Source organism: Pseudomonas sp. PB120, assembly GCF_009761815.1.
Lineage (GTDB): Bacteria > Pseudomonadota > Gammaproteobacteria > Pseudomonadales > Pseudomonadaceae > Aquipseudomonas.
Genome location: NZ_RWIN01000036.1, coordinates 43,005 through 58,063, shown reverse-complemented (window position 1 = coordinate 58,063; position 15,059 = coordinate 43,005). Strand labels below are relative to the sequence as shown.

General features: G+C 61.0%; 15 protein-coding genes. 13 read left to right on the top strand and 2 right to left on the bottom strand.

Annotated features, from left to right (window positions below):
- Positions 1 to 249 precede the first annotated feature (249 nt).
- From EJA72_RS06225 to EJA72_RS06200, 6 genes are all read left to right on the top strand, one after another.
- On the top strand, positions 250 to 1,113 hold the full coding sequence (locus EJA72_RS06225; RefSeq protein ID WP_157710630.1) for a YicC/YloC family endoribonuclease: 864 nt from the start codon (positions 250 to 252) through the stop codon (positions 1,111 to 1,113).
- A gap of 12 nt (positions 1,114 to 1,125) precedes the next feature.
- A complete protein-coding gene (gene gmk / locus EJA72_RS06220; RefSeq protein ID WP_157710629.1) occupies positions 1,126 to 1,746 on the top strand; it encodes a guanylate kinase in 621 nt (206 codons plus the stop codon).
- Between the two features lie 167 nt (positions 1,747 to 1,913).
- Entirely contained in the window at positions 1,914 to 2,177 is a 264-nt protein-coding gene (gene rpoZ, locus EJA72_RS06215) for a DNA-directed RNA polymerase subunit omega (RefSeq protein WP_003177259.1), read from the top strand.
- A gap of 57 nt (positions 2,178 to 2,234) precedes the next feature.
- Positions 2,235 to 4,340, top strand: a complete 2,106-nt coding sequence (gene spoT / locus EJA72_RS06210; protein WP_157710628.1) for a bifunctional GTP diphosphokinase/guanosine-3',5'-bis pyrophosphate 3'-pyrophosphohydrolase — start codon at positions 2,235 to 2,237, stop codon at positions 4,338 to 4,340.
- Positions 4,341 to 4,365: 25 nt separating this feature from the next.
- Positions 4,366 to 4,746, top strand: a complete 381-nt coding sequence (locus EJA72_RS06205) for a RidA family protein (RefSeq protein ID WP_157710627.1) — start codon at positions 4,366 to 4,368, stop codon at positions 4,744 to 4,746.
- A 55-nt stretch (positions 4,747 to 4,801) separates the two neighbouring features.
- Complete coding sequence (locus EJA72_RS06200; RefSeq protein WP_157710626.1) at positions 4,802 to 5,542, top strand: hypothetical protein; 741 nt, start codon at positions 4,802 to 4,804, stop codon at positions 5,540 to 5,542.
- 139 nt (positions 5,543 to 5,681) lie between these two features.
- On the opposite strand, the gene EJA72_RS06195 is transcribed toward EJA72_RS06200, so the two are convergent.
- Positions 5,682 to 6,539, bottom strand: a complete 858-nt coding sequence (locus EJA72_RS06195) for an SDR family oxidoreductase (protein ID WP_157710625.1) — start codon at positions 6,537 to 6,539, stop codon at positions 5,682 to 5,684.
- A gap of 189 nt (positions 6,540 to 6,728) precedes the next feature.
- Here EJA72_RS06195 and exbB point away from each other — a divergent pair, with 189 nt between their 5' ends.
- From exbB to EJA72_RS06165, 6 genes are all read left to right on the top strand, one after another.
- The gene (gene exbB / locus EJA72_RS06190; RefSeq protein ID WP_157710624.1) at positions 6,729 to 7,688 is read left to right on the top strand and encodes a tonB-system energizer ExbB; all 960 of its coding nucleotides are present in this window, start codon (positions 6,729 to 6,731) and stop codon (positions 7,686 to 7,688) included.
- Between the two features lie 6 nt (positions 7,689 to 7,694).
- Positions 7,695 to 8,123, top strand: coding sequence for a TonB system transport protein ExbD (exbD, locus tag EJA72_RS06185; protein WP_157710623.1), 429 nt, complete (start codon positions 7,695 to 7,697; stop codon positions 8,121 to 8,123).
- A complete protein-coding gene (locus EJA72_RS06180) occupies positions 8,120 to 8,866 on the top strand; it encodes an energy transducer TonB (protein WP_157710622.1) in 747 nt (248 codons plus the stop codon). Before exbD ends, EJA72_RS06180 begins: the two co-directional genes overlap by 4 nt.
- 185 nt (positions 8,867 to 9,051) lie before the next feature.
- The gene (locus EJA72_RS06175) at positions 9,052 to 9,981 is read left to right on the top strand and encodes a hydrogen peroxide-inducible genes activator (protein ID WP_157710621.1); all 930 of its coding nucleotides are present in this window, start codon (positions 9,052 to 9,054) and stop codon (positions 9,979 to 9,981) included.
- 9 nt (positions 9,982 to 9,990) lie between these two features.
- Complete coding sequence (recG, locus tag EJA72_RS06170; protein ID WP_157710620.1) at positions 9,991 to 12,066, top strand: ATP-dependent DNA helicase RecG; 2,076 nt, start codon at positions 9,991 to 9,993, stop codon at positions 12,064 to 12,066.
- A gap of 79 nt (positions 12,067 to 12,145) precedes the next feature.
- Positions 12,146 to 13,546, top strand: a complete 1,401-nt coding sequence (locus tag EJA72_RS06165) for an aminoacyl-tRNA deacylase and HDOD domain-containing protein (RefSeq protein ID WP_157710619.1) — start codon at positions 12,146 to 12,148, stop codon at positions 13,544 to 13,546.
- 200 nt (positions 13,547 to 13,746) lie between these two features.
- On the opposite strand, the gene EJA72_RS06160 is transcribed toward EJA72_RS06165, so the two are convergent.
- Positions 13,747 to 14,130: a helicase gene (locus tag EJA72_RS06160; protein ID WP_157710618.1), complete on the bottom strand. Its 384-nt coding sequence runs from the start codon at positions 14,128 to 14,130 to the stop codon at positions 13,747 to 13,749.
- Positions 14,131 to 14,617: 487 nt separating this feature from the next.
- On the opposite strand from EJA72_RS06160, the gene EJA72_RS06155 reads away from it, so the two are divergent.
- Positions 14,618 to 15,001 carry a DUF6124 family protein gene (locus tag EJA72_RS06155; protein WP_157710617.1) on the top strand — a complete coding sequence of 128 codons (384 nt, stop codon included), beginning with the start codon at positions 14,618 to 14,620 and terminating at the stop codon, positions 14,999 to 15,001.
- Positions 15,002 to 15,059 lie beyond the last annotated feature (58 nt).

The window sequence follows — 15,059 nt, the reverse complement described above, 5'->3', positions numbered from 1 at the left end:
GGACGGAAAACTGCGGAGCATTATAGAGCCGTGGGCCACGACTGGGCACTTCTAAAAAATCCGCCCGACGACTGAAGGCCCTGAGTAGAGCGTAGCCGACGGGCTGCACTCGATTGTCACACCGTGTGTTTGGGCGCATTCGCCCCACTGCGCTACAATCCTGCGCCTTTGCTGCCTGTCGGCTTTAATTCACAGATAGCGGGTCCGCGAACCCTTCGGTTACGCGCACCTGCATTGCGAGGTACCTCCATGGTGCACAGCATGACCGCCTTCGCCCGCGTCGAAAAAGCCGGCGTCCAGGGCACCCTGAGCTGGGAACTGCGCTCGGTCAACAGCCGCTACCTGGAACCGCACCTGCGCCTGCCGGAGTCCTTCCGCGACCTCGAAGGCGCCGTCCGTGAAGCCCTGCGCCAAGGCATTTCCCGGGGCAAGCTGGAATGCACCCTGCGCTTCACCGAAGAAAGCACCGGCAAGCCGCTGCAAGTTGACCGCGAACGCGCCGCTCAGCTGGTCGCTGCCGCCGAGACGATTGCCGGCCTGATCAAGAACCCGGCGGCGCTGAACCCGCTGGAAGTGTTGGCGTGGCCTGGCGTTCTGGTGGGCGATGCCACTGACCCGCAAGCCCTGAATGCAGAAGCACTGGCGCTGTTCAACGAAGGCCTGAAAGAGCTCAAGGCCGGCCGCGAGCGCGAAGGTGCGGAGCTGGCGCGGTTGATCAACGAGCGCCTGACCTCCATCGAAACAGACGTGGTGACCCTGCGCGAACTGGTCCCGCAGATGCTCGCCACCCAGCGCCAGAAAGTCCTCGACCGCTTCGCCGACATGAAGGCCGAGATGGACCCGCAGCGCCTGGAGCAGGAAATGGTCATGCTCGCTCAGAAGAGCGACGTCGCCGAAGAACTGGATCGCCTGAGCACCCACATCATTGAAGTTCGCCGGGTGCTCAAGTCCGGCGGCGCTGCCGGTCGGCGCCTGGACTTCCTGATGCAGGAACTCAACCGCGAAGCCAACACACTGGGCTCCAAAGCCTTCGACCCGCGCAGCACCCAGGCGGCGGTCAACCTCAAGGTGTTGATCGAGCAGATGCGCGAACAAGTGCAGAATATTGAGTAAGGCAAACCCGACATGACCCACAGCACCGGCACCCTGTACATCATTTCCGCACCTTCGGGCGCGGGCAAGAGCAGCCTGGTCAAGGCCCTGACCGACGCCGACCAGGAGATCCGCGTTTCCGTCTCCCACACCACCCGCGCCATGCGCCCTGGTGAAGTGAATGGCGTGAACTATCACTTCGTTGACCGCAGCGACTTCGTGAAGATGATCGAGCACGGCGACTTCCTCGAGCGCGCCGAAGTGTTCGGCAACCTCTACGGCACCTCGCAAAGCCACCTGCAGCAGACACTGGACGAAGGCCACGACCTGATTCTGGAAATCGACTGGCAGGGTGCAGAGCAAGTGCGCAAGTTGATGCCTCAGGCCCGTTCGATCTTCATTTTGCCGCCGTCCTTGCAAGCCCTGCATCAGCGCCTGACCAATCGCGGCCAGGACAGTGATGAAATCATTGACGGCCGGATGCGTGAAGCCGTCAGCGAGATGAGCCACTACGTCGACTACGACTACCTGATCATCAACGATGATTTCGCCCATGCATTGCGTGATTTGCAGGCGATTTTCCGTGCGAACCAGCTGCATCAGAAGCGCCAGCAGCAGCGAAATGGAAAACTTTTGGCTGAATTGCTCGGCTAAACAGCGCTTCCCAAAACCGCTGCAAGCGCTTTACATTGGCACTTGCAGCGCGTTGAAGGGCTTGATCAAAAAATCAGCGCTTCCCTAATCGCTGGTGATTTTTTAAACTGTTGAGTCCGCTCGCCCAACCGGGCAGCGCGCATATTGCATTCGCTCCGAGGAATACCATGGCCCGCGTAACCGTTGAAGACTGCCTAGAACACGTGGAAAACCGCTTTGAGCTGGTCATGCTCTCTACCAAGCGTGCCCGTCAACTGGCCACCGGTGGCAAAGAGCCGCTGGTTCAGTGGGAAAACGACAAGCCTACCGTTGTAGCGCTACGTGAAATCGCTGAAGGCCTGATGAGCTACGAGTTCATCGCCAATGCTGAAATCGTCGAAGACGAACCGCTGTTCGCAGCGTTCGAGGACGAGTCCAACGAGGCCGTCTAAGCCTATGCCTGGTCGACGTAGCACGGCGCGGGGTCACAGCGAACGGCAGGAGTCATCATGCCGAGCATAGACGCCCTCGCCGATCGCTTATCGACCTACCTCGGCAAGGACCAGGTCAATCTGGTCCGCCGAGCGTACTTCTACGCCGAACAAGCCCACGACGGCCAACGCCGCCGCAGTGGCGAGGCGTACGTCACGCACCCTCTTGCGGTGGCGAATATTCTTGCCGACATGCACATGGACCATCAGAGTTTGATGGCCGCGATGCTGCATGACGTGATCGAAGACACCGGTATTGCCAAGGAAGCGCTGCAAGCGCAATTCGGCGAAACCGTGGCCGAACTGGTCGACGGGGTCAGCAAACTGACCCAGATGAACTTCGAGACCAAAGCCGAAGCCCAAGCCGAAAACTTCCAGAAAATGGCCATGGCCATGGCGCGCGACATTCGCGTGATCCTGGTCAAACTGGCCGACCGCCTGCACAACATGCGCACACTGGAAGTCCTGTCGGGCGAAAAACGCCGGCGGATCGCCAAGGAAACCCTCGAAATCTATGCACCCATTGCCAACCGGCTGGGCATGCATGCCATCCGCATAGAATTCGAAGACCTCGGCTTCAAAGCCATGCACCCGATGCGTTCCGCGCGGATCTACCAGGCGGTCAAACGCGCCCGGGGCAACCGCAAGGAAATCGTCAACAAGATCGAAGAGTCCCTCAGCCACTGCCTGGCCATCGACGAAATCCAGGGCGAGGTCAGCGGTCGCCAGAAACACCTTTACGGCATCTACAAGAAAATGCGCGGCAAACGTCGGGCCTTCAACGAGATCATGGACGTCTATGCGTTCCGGATCATCGTCGACAAGGTCGATACCTGCTACCGCGTGCTGGGTGCTGTACATAACTTATATAAACCATTGCCGGGGCGCTTCAAGGATTACATCGCGATCCCCAAGGCCAACGGCTATCAGTCGCTGCACACCACGTTGTTCGGCATGCACGGCGTACCGATCGAGATCCAGATCCGCACCCGTGAAATGGAAGAGATGGCCAACAACGGCATCGCTGCCCATTGGCTGTACAAATCCAGTGGCGACGAGCAGCCCAAAGGCACTCATGCCCGCGCCCGCCAATGGGTCAAGGGCGTGCTGGAAATGCAGCAACGCGCCGGCAACTCGCTGGAATTCATCGAAAGCGTGAAGATCGACCTGTTCCCGGACGAGGTCTACGTGTTCACGCCAAAAGGCCGGATCATGGAGCTGCCAAAAGGCTCCACGGCGGTCGACTTCGCTTACGCGGTGCACACCGATGTGGGCAACAGCTGCATCGCCTGCCGGATCAATCGTCGTCTCGCGCCGCTGTCCGAACCGCTGCAAAGCGGCTCCACGGTCGAGATCGTCAGCGCTCCCGGCGCGCGACCGAACCCGGCCTGGCTCAACTTCGTGGTCACCGGCAAGGCGCGGACCCACATCCGCCACGCGCTGAAACTGCAACGCCGCTCCGAGTCCATCAGTCTTGGCGAACGCTTGCTGAACAAGGTCCTCAACGGTTTCGACAGCGCCCTGGACAAAGTGCCGGCCGAGCGCGTCAAGGCGATGCTCACCGAGTACCGCCTCGAACTGATCGAAGACCTGCTCGAAGACATTGGCCTGGGCAATCGCATGGCTTACGTGGTCGCCCGCCGCCTGCTCGGCGAAGGCGAACAACTGCCAAGCGCCGAAGGCCCGCTGGCGATTCGCGGCACTGAAGGCCTGGTGCTCAGTTATGCCAAATGCTGCACGCCGATCCCGGGCGACCCGATTGTCGGTCACCTGTCGGCAGGCAAAGGCATGGTCGTGCACCTGGACAACTGCCGCAACATCAGCGAGATCCGCCACAACCCGGAAAAATGCATCCAGCTCTCGTGGGCCAAGGATGTCACCGGCGAATTCAACGTCGAGCTACGCGTCGAGCTGGAGCACCAGCGCGGCCTGATTGCGCTGCTGGCCAGCAGCGTCAACGCAGCCGACGGCAATATCGAAAAAATCAGCATGGACGAGCGCGATGGTCGCATCAGCGTGGTCCAACTGGTGGTCAGCGTGCACGACCGCGTGCACCTGGCCCGCGTGATCAAGAAACTGCGCGCCTTGACCGGGGTGATTCGCATCACCCGCATGCGTGCCTAAGCCAACCCCTTACAAGGAGTCATTCATGACCAAGACCGTTATCACCAGCGACAATGCCCCGGCCGCCATCGGTACTTACTCCCAGGCGATCAAGGCTGGCAACACCGTCTACATGTCGGGTCAAATTCCTCTGGACCCAAAAACCATGGAACTGGTTGAAGGCTTCGAAGCCCAGACCGTCCAGGTGTTCGAGAACCTCAAAGCCGTGGCCGAAGCTGCCGGCGGCTCGTTCAAGGACATCGTCAAACTGAACATCTTCCTCACCGACCTGAGCCACTTTGCCAAGGTCAACGAGATCATGGGCAAGTACTTTGACCAGCCTTACCCTGCCCGCGCCGCCATCGGCGTAGCCGCGCTGCCGAAAGGTTCGCAGGTTGAAATGGATGCCATTCTGGTCATCGAGTAATGCGTCCGGCGCAGCCTAAAAGGCTGCGCCGTCCTCGTTTTGAAAGGATTCCACCATGCGCCAAGCGCTAGCTCTTTCGCTGGTCGCCCTACTCTTGGGCGGTTGTGCCAGCAACCCTGCCGACCGTGATATCAGCGGCACCTGGATCAACCAGGTGGCGATTGATGCCGCCTCCAAAGGCAGCCCCCTGCGTGAAGCGCTCCAAGCCTATGGTCCGAACCTGGAATGGGACGTCAACACCAAGGCCAGCCAGGCCCGCTACACCAATGGTTTTGAAAATGTCGAAGGCAAGCTGCTGGGCGAAGAGTCCGGCGCCTGGAAAGTCGACTTTTATGGCAGCTCTGCCAGCGAACTGAAGCGTAATGGCAAGCAACTGAATCAGCTCGCCAATGACAATGAGCCTGCGCAAGTCTTTGACCGTGCGTTGATCCCGGTGCCGGAAGGCGCTCCGATAGGCGCCAGTTTCGAGCGAGCGCTGTATTCGGCCTACATGGGCGGCAGCTGGAAGATCGTGAGCGGTCCCGGTGAAGGCAATACCGTGCAGTTCCAGGCCGATGGCCAGGTGACCGGTTTGCCAGGCAGTGATCGCTATGCGCTGTGCCTGGCCGGCGACTGCGCCTCGATGAGCGGCGGCAACGACAACATGTGGCTGCAACAGAACGGCCAGGGCAACACCTGGATATTTGCGCGCAAGGGCAAGGAACTGGAGATTCTGCAAGCGGTGAACACCGCACAGGCAGACGAAATGCCCCAGTTCACACCGGGTGAACGCAAGTGGTTGCTGGAAAAGCAGTAACCCGGTCTTTGCCGAAATGAACGACCAATGTGGGAGCGAGCCTGCTCGCGATAGCGGACTGACATTCAACATTGATGTCGACTGATACTCCGCTTCGCGAGCAGGCTCGCTCCTACAGGTGGTTTTAGTTGACTGGAAATCAGTTGCCTCCTTCGAGAATCGCGGCATACCCTTCCCGATAGCTTGCATACTTCGGCACCCAGCCCAAGGCCTTGGCCCGCGCGTTACTGCAACGCTTGCTCCCCGTGCGCCGCACACTCGCGTCATCAGCCCACTCGGTTACGCCCAGATACTCACGCAACCAGTCCACCACTTCAGCAAGCGGCGCCGGTGCATCGTCGACGCCGATATAGCAGTCATCCAGCACCACACCGCGCCGATCCGCTTCAAGCAGACACGCCATCAGTCCCGCCGCGTCATCGGCATGGATGCGGTTCCCGTACAGCGGTGGATCAATCGCCACGCGATACCCACGACGAACCTGGGTCAGCAGCCACTCACGGCCCGGGCCGTAAATACCGGTCAATCGCACAATGCTGGCCGGGATGCCGCTATCCAGCGCGATCTGCTCCGCTTCGAGCATCACACGCCCTGAATAACCGGCCGCTACCGCAGGCGAAGTCTCATCGACCCACTCGCCATCCTGCTGGCCATAAACACTGCTGCTGGAAACAAACAACAGCCGGTTGGGCACCTGTCCATAGTCGTCCAGCCACTCAAGCACATGCTTCAGGCCCTGGATATAAGCAGCACGATACCCGGCTTCATCGTGATCCGTGGCGGCCGCGCAATACACCAGGTAATCCACGGCACCGATCGGCCAGGTTTGCGGACAGTCTTTATCAAACAAGTCGCCGGCCACACCGATCACGCCCTCGGGCAAGCGTGAAACGTCGCGACGCAGGCCATGAACTTCCCACCCGCCCGCCAACAATTGCGTGGCCAGGCGACTACCGACATCACCGCAGCCGGCGATCAAAACAGAGGGTGCGGACATCAGAAAACTCCCATCAAAAAGACAAAAACCAGCGCTGGCAAAGGACGAGCGGCTAGCAACGGAGGAAAAAAAGAGACTCTATTACTTTTGTTAACAAGAATTATTTGCAATAATGCCCGCCACTTTTGTTCTCGGCCTTACGAGGCCTGGAAGAACATTAACCGTCTTTTCCTCTCAGGTCCGGCCAGCATGACACGCAATCAATTCACCGTTTTGCCAACGAATCGACCTCGCGCCTGGAGCGCGGTGGCCGCCCTGTTGTTCAGCCTGATGCTGGCACCGGTTGCCGCCTTGGCTGACGCACAAGCGCCAGCCACCCCGGCCACCGCTACCGCGCCGGCAGCAGCCGATCACGCCGCTGCACCGGTCGCCGCCGACCCGGCCCAGGCTGTCGACGCCAATGCCGAAGACGCTCCTGAAGTCCTCGAAGCCGACAACACTTTGGGCATGGCCCATGACCTGTCGCCGTGGGGCATGTTCCAGAACGCCGACATCATCGTCAAAGTCGTGATGATCGGCCTGGCCATCGCCTCGATCATCACCTGGACCATCTGGATCGCCAAGGGCTTCGAGCTGATGGCCGCCAAGCGTCGTCTGCGCACTGAAATCGTCCACCTGAAAAAAGCCACCACCCTCAGAGAAGCCAGCGCGACCGCCGCGAAGTCCGGCACCCTTGCCAACCTGTTGGTGCACGATGCGCTGGAAGAAATGCGCCTGTCGACCAACAGCCGCGAGAAAGAAGGCATCAAGGAACGCGTCGCCTTCCGTCTCGAGCGCCTGGTGGCCGCCTGCGGTCGCAACATGAGCAGCGGCACCGGCGTCCTCGCCACCATCGGTTCCACCGCGCCATTCGTAGGTTTGTTCGGCACCGTGTGGGGCATCATGAACAGCTTTATCGGCATCGCCAAGACCCAGACCACCAACCTCGCCGTCGTGGCCCCCGGCATTGCCGAAGCGCTGTTGGCTACGGCACTGGGCCTGGTTGCCGCGATTCCAGCGGTGGTGATCTACAACGTGTTCGCCCGCTCCATTGCCGGTTACAAGGCGCAAGTGTCCGACGCATCGGCAGAAGTCCTGCTGCTGGTCAGCCGCGACCTCGACCACCAGCCTGAGCGCAGCTCGCAACCGCACATGGTGAAAGTGGGGTAATCGGCCATGGGCCTGCATTTGAAAGAAGGCGCAGACGACGATCTGGCCGAGAACCACGAAATCAACGTCACGCCGTTCATCGACGTGATGCTGGTGCTGTTGATCATCTTCATGGTGGCCGCCCCGCTGGCCACCGTGGACATCAAGGTCGACCTGCCTGCCTCCACCGCCAAACCGGCGCCACGGCCTGAGAAACCGGTGTTTCTCAGCGTAAAAGCCGACCAGCGCCTGTTCCTCGGCGAAGACGAAGTGAAGGCCGAAGCACTGGGCGCCACACTGGACGCCAGGACCAAAGGCAAGAAGGACACGACGATCTTCTTCCAGGCCGACAAAGGCGTGGATTACGGCGACCTGATGAGCGTGATGGATAACCTGCGTTCCGCCGGCTACCTCAAGGTAGGCCTGGTCGGGCTCGAGTCGGCAGTCAAGAAATGATCACGACGCGCCATAAGCTGACGCGTTACAGCGGGAGCCTGGCCGTGGTGCTGGGCGTTCATGCGCTGGCCATTGCGCTGGCGATGAACTGGACCGCACGCCCACCCATCGAGCTGCCACCGCAGGCAATGATGGTCGAGCTGGCCCCGGTTCCGGCCCCGCCACCACCGGCACCGCCGAAAGTGATAACGCCACCCCAACCGCCCGCTCCGGTTGAAGAGTTGCCGATCCCGAAGCTGGCTGAAGCGCCAAAGGCCGAGATCGCCGTACCGAAACCGGTCAAGCCCAAGCCGAAGCCTCAACCGCCCAAGCCTGTGGAGAAAAAACCGGAGCCGCCGAAAGAGAAGCCGGCCGAGGAAAAACCGAGCGACGCGCAACCGACTCAGGCGCCAACGGAGAAATCCGCACAACCGGCACCAGGTCCTTCGCCCGCGCAGCAGGCTGCCAAGGCCAGCTGGCAAGGCACTCTGCTCGCTCACCTGGCCAAGTACAAAAAGTACCCGGCCAGTGCGCAGGCACGGGGCAAAGAAGGCATGAACCGCCTGCGTTTCGTGGTGGATGCTGAGGGCAATGTGTTGTCGTTCGAACTGGTGGGCGGCTCCGGCACTGCCGATCTGGACCGGGCGACCCTGGAAATGATCCGCCGCGCCCAGCCGCTGCCCAAGCCACCGGCTGACATGCTGACTAACGGCTCCATCGAAATTGTTGCGCCGTTTGTTTACTCGCTGGAACGCCGCCGGTAAGCAATACGCATAACCCGGGTTTGGCGGCGACCGCAAGCCCTGTGAAAGGCACCGAAAGGTGCCTTTTGCGTATCTGCCTGCGGCAAACCTGCATTACCCGGTGTCACTCAACGCACTCAGTCTGATAACGTGCGTCTATCGATTGCAGCCGGTATGCTTGGCTCGCAACTTCATGGACGCTTGCTATGACTCTTACAGAATTACGCTACATCGTTACGCTCGCCCAAGAGCAGCACTTCGGCCATGCGGCCGAGCGTTGCCACGTCAGTCAACCGACCCTGTCGGTGGGCGTGAAGAAGCTTGAAGACGAACTCGGTGTGCTGATTTTCGAGCGCAGCAAGAGTGCCGTGCGGCTGACCCCGGTGGGCGAAGGCATCGTGGCCCAGGCACAAAAGGTCCTGGAACAGGCCCAAGGCATCCGCGAACTGGCCCAGGCCGGCAAGAACCAGCTGACCGCCCCGCTGAAAGTCGGCGCGATCTACACCGTCGGCCCGTACCTGTTCCCGCACCTGATTCCGCAACTGCACCGGGTCGCCCCGCAGATGCCGTTGTACATCGAAGAAAACTTCACCCACATCCTCCGAGACAAACTGCGCAACGGCGAACTTGATGCAATCATCATCGCCCTGCCGTTCAACGAAGCCGATGTGCTGACCCTGCAGCTCTACGACGAACCGTTCTACGTCCTGATGCCGGCCCAGCACCCGTGGACGCAAAAAGACTCCATCGACGCTGCGCTGCTCAACGACAAGAGCCTGCTGCTGCTCGGCGAAGGCCACTGCTTCCGCGACCAAGTGCTGGAAGCCTGCCCGACGCTGACCAAAGGCAATGAAGGCGCCAAGCACACCACCGTGGAATCCAGCTCCCTGGAAACCATTCGCCACATGGTCGCGTCCGGCTTGGGCATATCGATCCTGCCGCTGTCAGCGGTGGACAGCCATCACTACGCCCCGGGCGTGATCGAAGTGCGCCCACTGACGCCGCCAGTGCCGTTCCGCACCGTGGCCATCGCCTGGCGTGCGAGCTTCCCACGCCCCAAAGCCATCGAGATTCTCGCTGACTCCATTCGCCTGTGCTCGGTGGCCAAGCCGCCCAAGCCCGTGGTTGCGGCTTAAGTCACTGTCATGACCGAGTTGTCGCAAGTGTCGGTGACGGCACTCAAGGGTGTCGGTGAGGCCATGGCCGAGAAGTTGGCCAAGGTCGGCCTGGAGAACCTCCAGGACGTGCTGTTTCATCTGCCGTTGCGCTATCAGGACCGCACGCGCGTGGTCCCGATCGGCCACTTGCGACCCGGGCAAGACGCCGTGATCGAAGGCACCGTCAGCGGTGCCGACGTGGTCATGGGCCGACGCCGCAGCCTGGTTGTTCGTCTGCAGGACGGCACCGGCGGGCTGAGCCTGCGTTTCTATCATTTCAGCAACGCCCAGAAAGAAGGCCTCAAGCGCGGCACGCGAATTCGCTGCTATGGCGAAGCGCGGCCCGGTGCGTCGGGGCTGGAAATCTACCACCCGGAATACCGCGCCATCACCGGTGACGAGCCACCGCCCGTGGATGAAACCCTGACACCGGTTTACCCGCTGACCGAAGGCCTGACCCAACAGCGCTTGCGACAGTTGTGCATGCAGACCCTGACGATGCTCGGCCCGACCAGCCTGCCCGACTGGCTGCCCACCGAACTGGCGCGCGACTATCAACTCGCGCCACTGGCCGACGCGATCCGCTACCTGCATCACCCGCCGGCCGATGCCGACGTCGACGAACTCGCCCTGGGTCATCACTGGGCGCAGCACCGTCTGGCCTTCGAAGAATTGCTGACCCATCAACTGTCCCAGCAGCGCCTGCGAGAAAGCATGCGCTCCCTGCGCGCGCCGGCGATGCCGAAAGCCACCACGTTGCCGGCCAAGTACCTGGCCAACCTTGGCTTCAGCCCGACCGGCGCCCAACAACGCGTCGGCAACGAAATCGCCTACGACCTCAGTCAGCATGAGCCCATGTTGCGCTTGATCCAGGGCGATGTCGGCGCGGGTAAAACCGTGGTCGCCGCCCTCGCCGCGCTTCAAGCGCTGGAAGCGGGTTATCAAGTCGCGTTGATGGCGCCGACCGAGATCCTGGCCGAGCAACATTTCATCACCTTCAAGCGTTGGCTCGAACCGCTGGGCATCGAAGTGGCGTGGCTGGCGGGCAAACTCAAGGGCAAGAACCGCGTGGCCGCGCTGGAGCAGATCGCCAGCGGCGCGCCTATGGTGGTCGGCACTCATGCGCTGTTCCAGGACGAAGTGCAGTTCAAGAACCTTGCGCTGGTGATCATCGACGAACAGCACCGTTTCGGCGTGCAGCAGCGGCTGGCGTTGCGGCAGAAAGGCGTCGGCGGGCGGATGTGCCCGCATCAGCTGATCATGACCGCCACGCCCATCCCCCGAACGTTGGCCATGAGTGCCTACGCCGACCTCGACACCTCGATCCTTGATGAGCTGCCCCCCGGTCGTACGCCGGTCAACACCGTGTTGATCACCGATACCCGGCGCGTCGAAGTCATCGAACGCGTGCGCGGCGCCTGCGCTGAAGGGCGCCAGGCCTATTGGGTGTGCACGCTGATCGAGGAGTCGGAAGAGCTGACCTGCCAAGCGGCGGAAACCACCTTTGAGGACCTCACCGCCGCTCTCGGCGAACTGAAGGTCGGGCTGATCCACGGCCGCATGAAGCCTGTGGAAAAAGCCGCGGTGATGGCTGAATTCAAGGCCGGCAACCTGCAACTGCTGGTGGCCACGACGGTGATCGAAGTCGGCGTCGACGTCCCGAATGCCAGCCTGATGATCATCGAAAACCCCGAGCGCCTGGGCCTCGCGCAACTGCATCAGCTGCGCGGTCGCGTCGGTCGAGGCAGTGCCGCCAGTCATTGCGTGCTGCTCTACCATCCGCCGCTGTCACAGATCGGCCGTCAGCGACTTGGCATCATGCGTGAAACAAACGACGGGTTTGTCATCGCCGAAAAAGACCTCGAACTGCGCGGCCCCGGCGAAATGCTCGGCACCCGCCAGACCGGCCTGCTGCAATTCAAGGTCGCCGACCTGATGCGCGATGCCGATTTACTGCCCGCCGTGCGCGACGCCGCCCAGGCGTTACTGGAACGCTGGCCGGATCACGTCAGCCCTCTACTCGACCGCTGGTTACGCCACGGGCAGCAATACGGCCAAGTGTGAGCACCGTCGCAGTTTCTGGACCCCGCACTTAAACAAGCTGGTTATACTCCAGCAATTGTTTTAGACCGGATACAGACTCATGACCGAAGTTGCCCTCGCACCCGCCACCCCGCACGCTCCGTCGGTTATACGGCTGCTGCTGGGCAAATTAGGCATTGCCTACGAAGAAGTCATCGACCACCACGGCCTGAAAGCCACGCGCAAAGTCCAGGCCATCCTGGTCGATGACGCCGTTGGCGCCCTGATGGTGCTGTTCCCTCAGAGCCAGTTGCTGGACCTCAATCGCCTCGCCGAACTCACGGGCCGCCGCCTCACAGCAGTGCCCACCGAGCGCCTGGAAAAAATGCTCGGCAAACACAGCCTGAGCTTTTTGCCTGGCCTGCCGGCGCTGACCAGTTCGCCCTGCCTGTACGAAGAAAGCCTGCTGCGCGAACCGAAGCTGCTGATCAACTCTGGCGAGCCCGGCGTGCTGCTGGAAATCACCAGCGAAGCATTCAAGACCATGCTGACCAAGGCCAGCGCCGCCAACTTCGGCGAAAACCTGACCAGCATCCGGCCGAACCTCGACCGCCCCGACGATGACCGCGAGGAAATCACCCAGGCCGTGCAAGCGTTCACCGCACGACGCATCCAGCAACGCCTGGAAGCCACCATCGAGATTCCGCCGCTGGCCGAGACCGCGCAGAAAATCATCAAGCTGCGCGTCGACCCCAACGCCACCATCGACGACATCACCGGCGTCGTGGAAACCGATCCGGCCCTGGCCGCGCAAGTCGTGAGCTGGGCGGCGTCGCCGTACTACGCGTCGCCGGGCAAGATTCGCTCCGTGGAAGACGCCATCGTCCGGGTGCTGGGTTTCGACCTGGTGATCAACCTCGCGCTGGGCCTGGCGCTGGGCAAAACCCTCAGCCTGCCCAAAGACCATCCGCAACACTCCACGCCGTACTGGCAGCAATCGATCTACACCGCCGCCGTCATCGAAGGCCTGACCCGCGCCATGCCGCGCGCCCAGCGCCCTGAAGCAGGCCTGACCTACCTCGCCGGCCTGCTGCACAACTTCGGTTACTTGCTGCTGGCCCACGTATTCCCGCCGCACTTCTCGCTGATCTGCCGCCACCTGGAGGTCAACCCGCACCTGTGCCACAGCTACATCGAGCAACACCTGCTGGGCATCAGCCGCGAACAGATCGGCGCCTGGCTGATGCGCTACTGGGACATGCCGGACGAACTGGCCACCGCGCTGCGCTTCCAGCACGACCCAAGCTACGATGGCGCCTACGCCGAGTACCCGAACCTCGTCTGCCTGTCCGTGCGCCTGCTGCGCAGCCGCGGCATCGGCTCCGGCCCGGATGAAGACATCCCCGATGCCTTGCTGGAACGCGTCGGCCTGACCCGCGAAAAAGCCAACGACGTCGTGACCAAAGTCCTCGAGGCCGAAGTACTGCTGCGCGAACTCGCGTCGCAATTCACCCAGGCCTGAAAGCATCGCGGGCCTGCCCGCGATGACTCCACCCCGATCTACCGCAAGCCCCTGTGGCGAGGGAGCTTGCTCCCGCTCGGCTGCGCAGCAGCCGCAAACCCAACCAACTCGGTCTCCTGATAAAACCCAGCCTCAGATCTCAGGGCCGCTTCGCAGCCCAGCGGGAGCAAGCTCCCTCGCCACAGGGTTAATCACTCGAATCAAGCCTTAGGCTTGGCCTTGCGCGGCTTCAAATACTTGGTCAGCCCCTGAAACCAGATCACCAGCGCCGGGTTGCCCTTGATCTGGATCGACTTGTCCTGAATCCCCGTCATAAACGCCAACTGCTTGTTCTTCGCCTGCAGGGTGTCAAAGCCATACGCCGCATCCTTGAACGCAATCGCAAACGCCGGCTCGGCATACACGCCAGACTTGCTGGTGATGCGCTGCCCTTTCACCCGGAAATGCCGCGCCACTTTCCCGTCCAGGGTCTGTAGCTGAAACACCAACTCCTTGTCGCCCAACTGCTGCTGAAACGCAGGATTAGTCCGGCTGGCCTTACCCATCAACAAACCCAGCATCCACAGAAGAAAACGAAATTTCATGCGCACAGCCTCAAAAGGAAAATGAACGGCCGGCGCAGTGTAGCGGCTTCGAGTGAGAACGCCACTATCGCGTTGCGTTAGAAGAAGATGCTGTGGTTTTTGACGGTGATGACTACCAAGTCATTGACGAAACAGGGCTGTTTAAAAGGCGGGGCATCTTGGTCTTTCTACGCTCGGCTCTATCGGACATTTCCTTCAACCCGTGTCGCTGTTCATGAACTAGGCAGGGTTAGACTCCACCGATAATCTCTCTTCGTCGCCGCAAAATCGGTGACACGGACGTGCAAGTCCGAATCCAGGTGCGCAATTGCTTATGGCTATTCGTCGAGCGTTTTCCTATGCTCGCGGGTCTTTATGGCGGCTGTGCGTCGGAGACCTTCGGGTCTGCCGGTTCCTGGATCGGTCTTGCACACCAACGCACAGCTGCCACCTCTTTCGAAGTGCAAAGCGAAACGGTGTCGGTCTCTTAATTCCAGGAGCTACATCAATGATCAAGCCAACGCCTAACCCTCCAGAACACGAAGCCACATCCCCTTACGAATCTCTCGATTCCAGAAAACTCCACGAAGCCGCCGAACGCGCCCTCGATCTTCACCTCGGCACGCCCGAGGATAAAAAATCCAAACGTCGCAAAGGCGACTTCTTTATCGTAGCTCCCGACCTGCATACCGAAACCTTGTTGGCCAACGCGTCGGAAGACCTGCTGTCCATCAGCGCCATCGCCGCCGACCTGGCAGACGACGTGGAAGGCTCACGGCGCTCTGTCGCCTTGGCACTCAGCAGAATGGCCGACGGCGTGCATCTGCTGGTGGAAAGAGCACTGGATCACATTGATTCGCCAAATCCGGCGAGGCATCAAGCGAAGGCGTAACCCAATCGCGAAATAAAAAGGGGATGTTGAATTCCCCTTTCTAAATAATTCAATCCTG

Coding starts and splice junctions, on each gene's coding strand:
- EJA72_RS06225 (WP_157710630.1), top strand. CDS start 250: ATGGTGCACAGCATGACCGCCTTCGCCCGCGTCGAAAAAGCCGGCGTC.
- gmk (WP_157710629.1), top strand. CDS start 1,126: ATGACCCACAGCACCGGCACCCTGTACATCATTTCCGCACCTTCGGGC.
- rpoZ (WP_003177259.1), top strand. CDS start 1,914: ATGGCCCGCGTAACCGTTGAAGACTGCCTAGAACACGTGGAAAACCGC.
- spoT (WP_157710628.1), top strand. CDS start 2,235: ATGCCGAGCATAGACGCCCTCGCCGATCGCTTATCGACCTACCTCGGC.
- EJA72_RS06205 (WP_157710627.1), top strand. CDS start 4,366: ATGACCAAGACCGTTATCACCAGCGACAATGCCCCGGCCGCCATCGGT.
- EJA72_RS06200 (WP_157710626.1), top strand. CDS start 4,802: ATGCGCCAAGCGCTAGCTCTTTCGCTGGTCGCCCTACTCTTGGGCGGT.
- EJA72_RS06195 (WP_157710625.1), bottom strand. CDS start 6,539: ATGTCCGCACCCTCTGTTTTGATCGCCGGCTGCGGTGATGTCGGTAGT.
- exbB (WP_157710624.1), top strand. CDS start 6,729: ATGACACGCAATCAATTCACCGTTTTGCCAACGAATCGACCTCGCGCC.
- exbD (WP_157710623.1), top strand. CDS start 7,695: ATGGGCCTGCATTTGAAAGAAGGCGCAGACGACGATCTGGCCGAGAAC.
- EJA72_RS06180 (WP_157710622.1), top strand. CDS start 8,120: ATGATCACGACGCGCCATAAGCTGACGCGTTACAGCGGGAGCCTGGCC.
- EJA72_RS06175 (WP_157710621.1), top strand. CDS start 9,052: ATGACTCTTACAGAATTACGCTACATCGTTACGCTCGCCCAAGAGCAG.
- recG (WP_157710620.1), top strand. CDS start 9,991: ATGACCGAGTTGTCGCAAGTGTCGGTGACGGCACTCAAGGGTGTCGGT.
- EJA72_RS06165 (WP_157710619.1), top strand. CDS start 12,146: ATGACCGAAGTTGCCCTCGCACCCGCCACCCCGCACGCTCCGTCGGTT.
- EJA72_RS06160 (WP_157710618.1), bottom strand. CDS start 14,130: ATGAAATTTCGTTTTCTTCTGTGGATGCTGGGTTTGTTGATGGGTAAG.
- EJA72_RS06155 (WP_157710617.1), top strand. CDS start 14,618: ATGATCAAGCCAACGCCTAACCCTCCAGAACACGAAGCCACATCCCCT.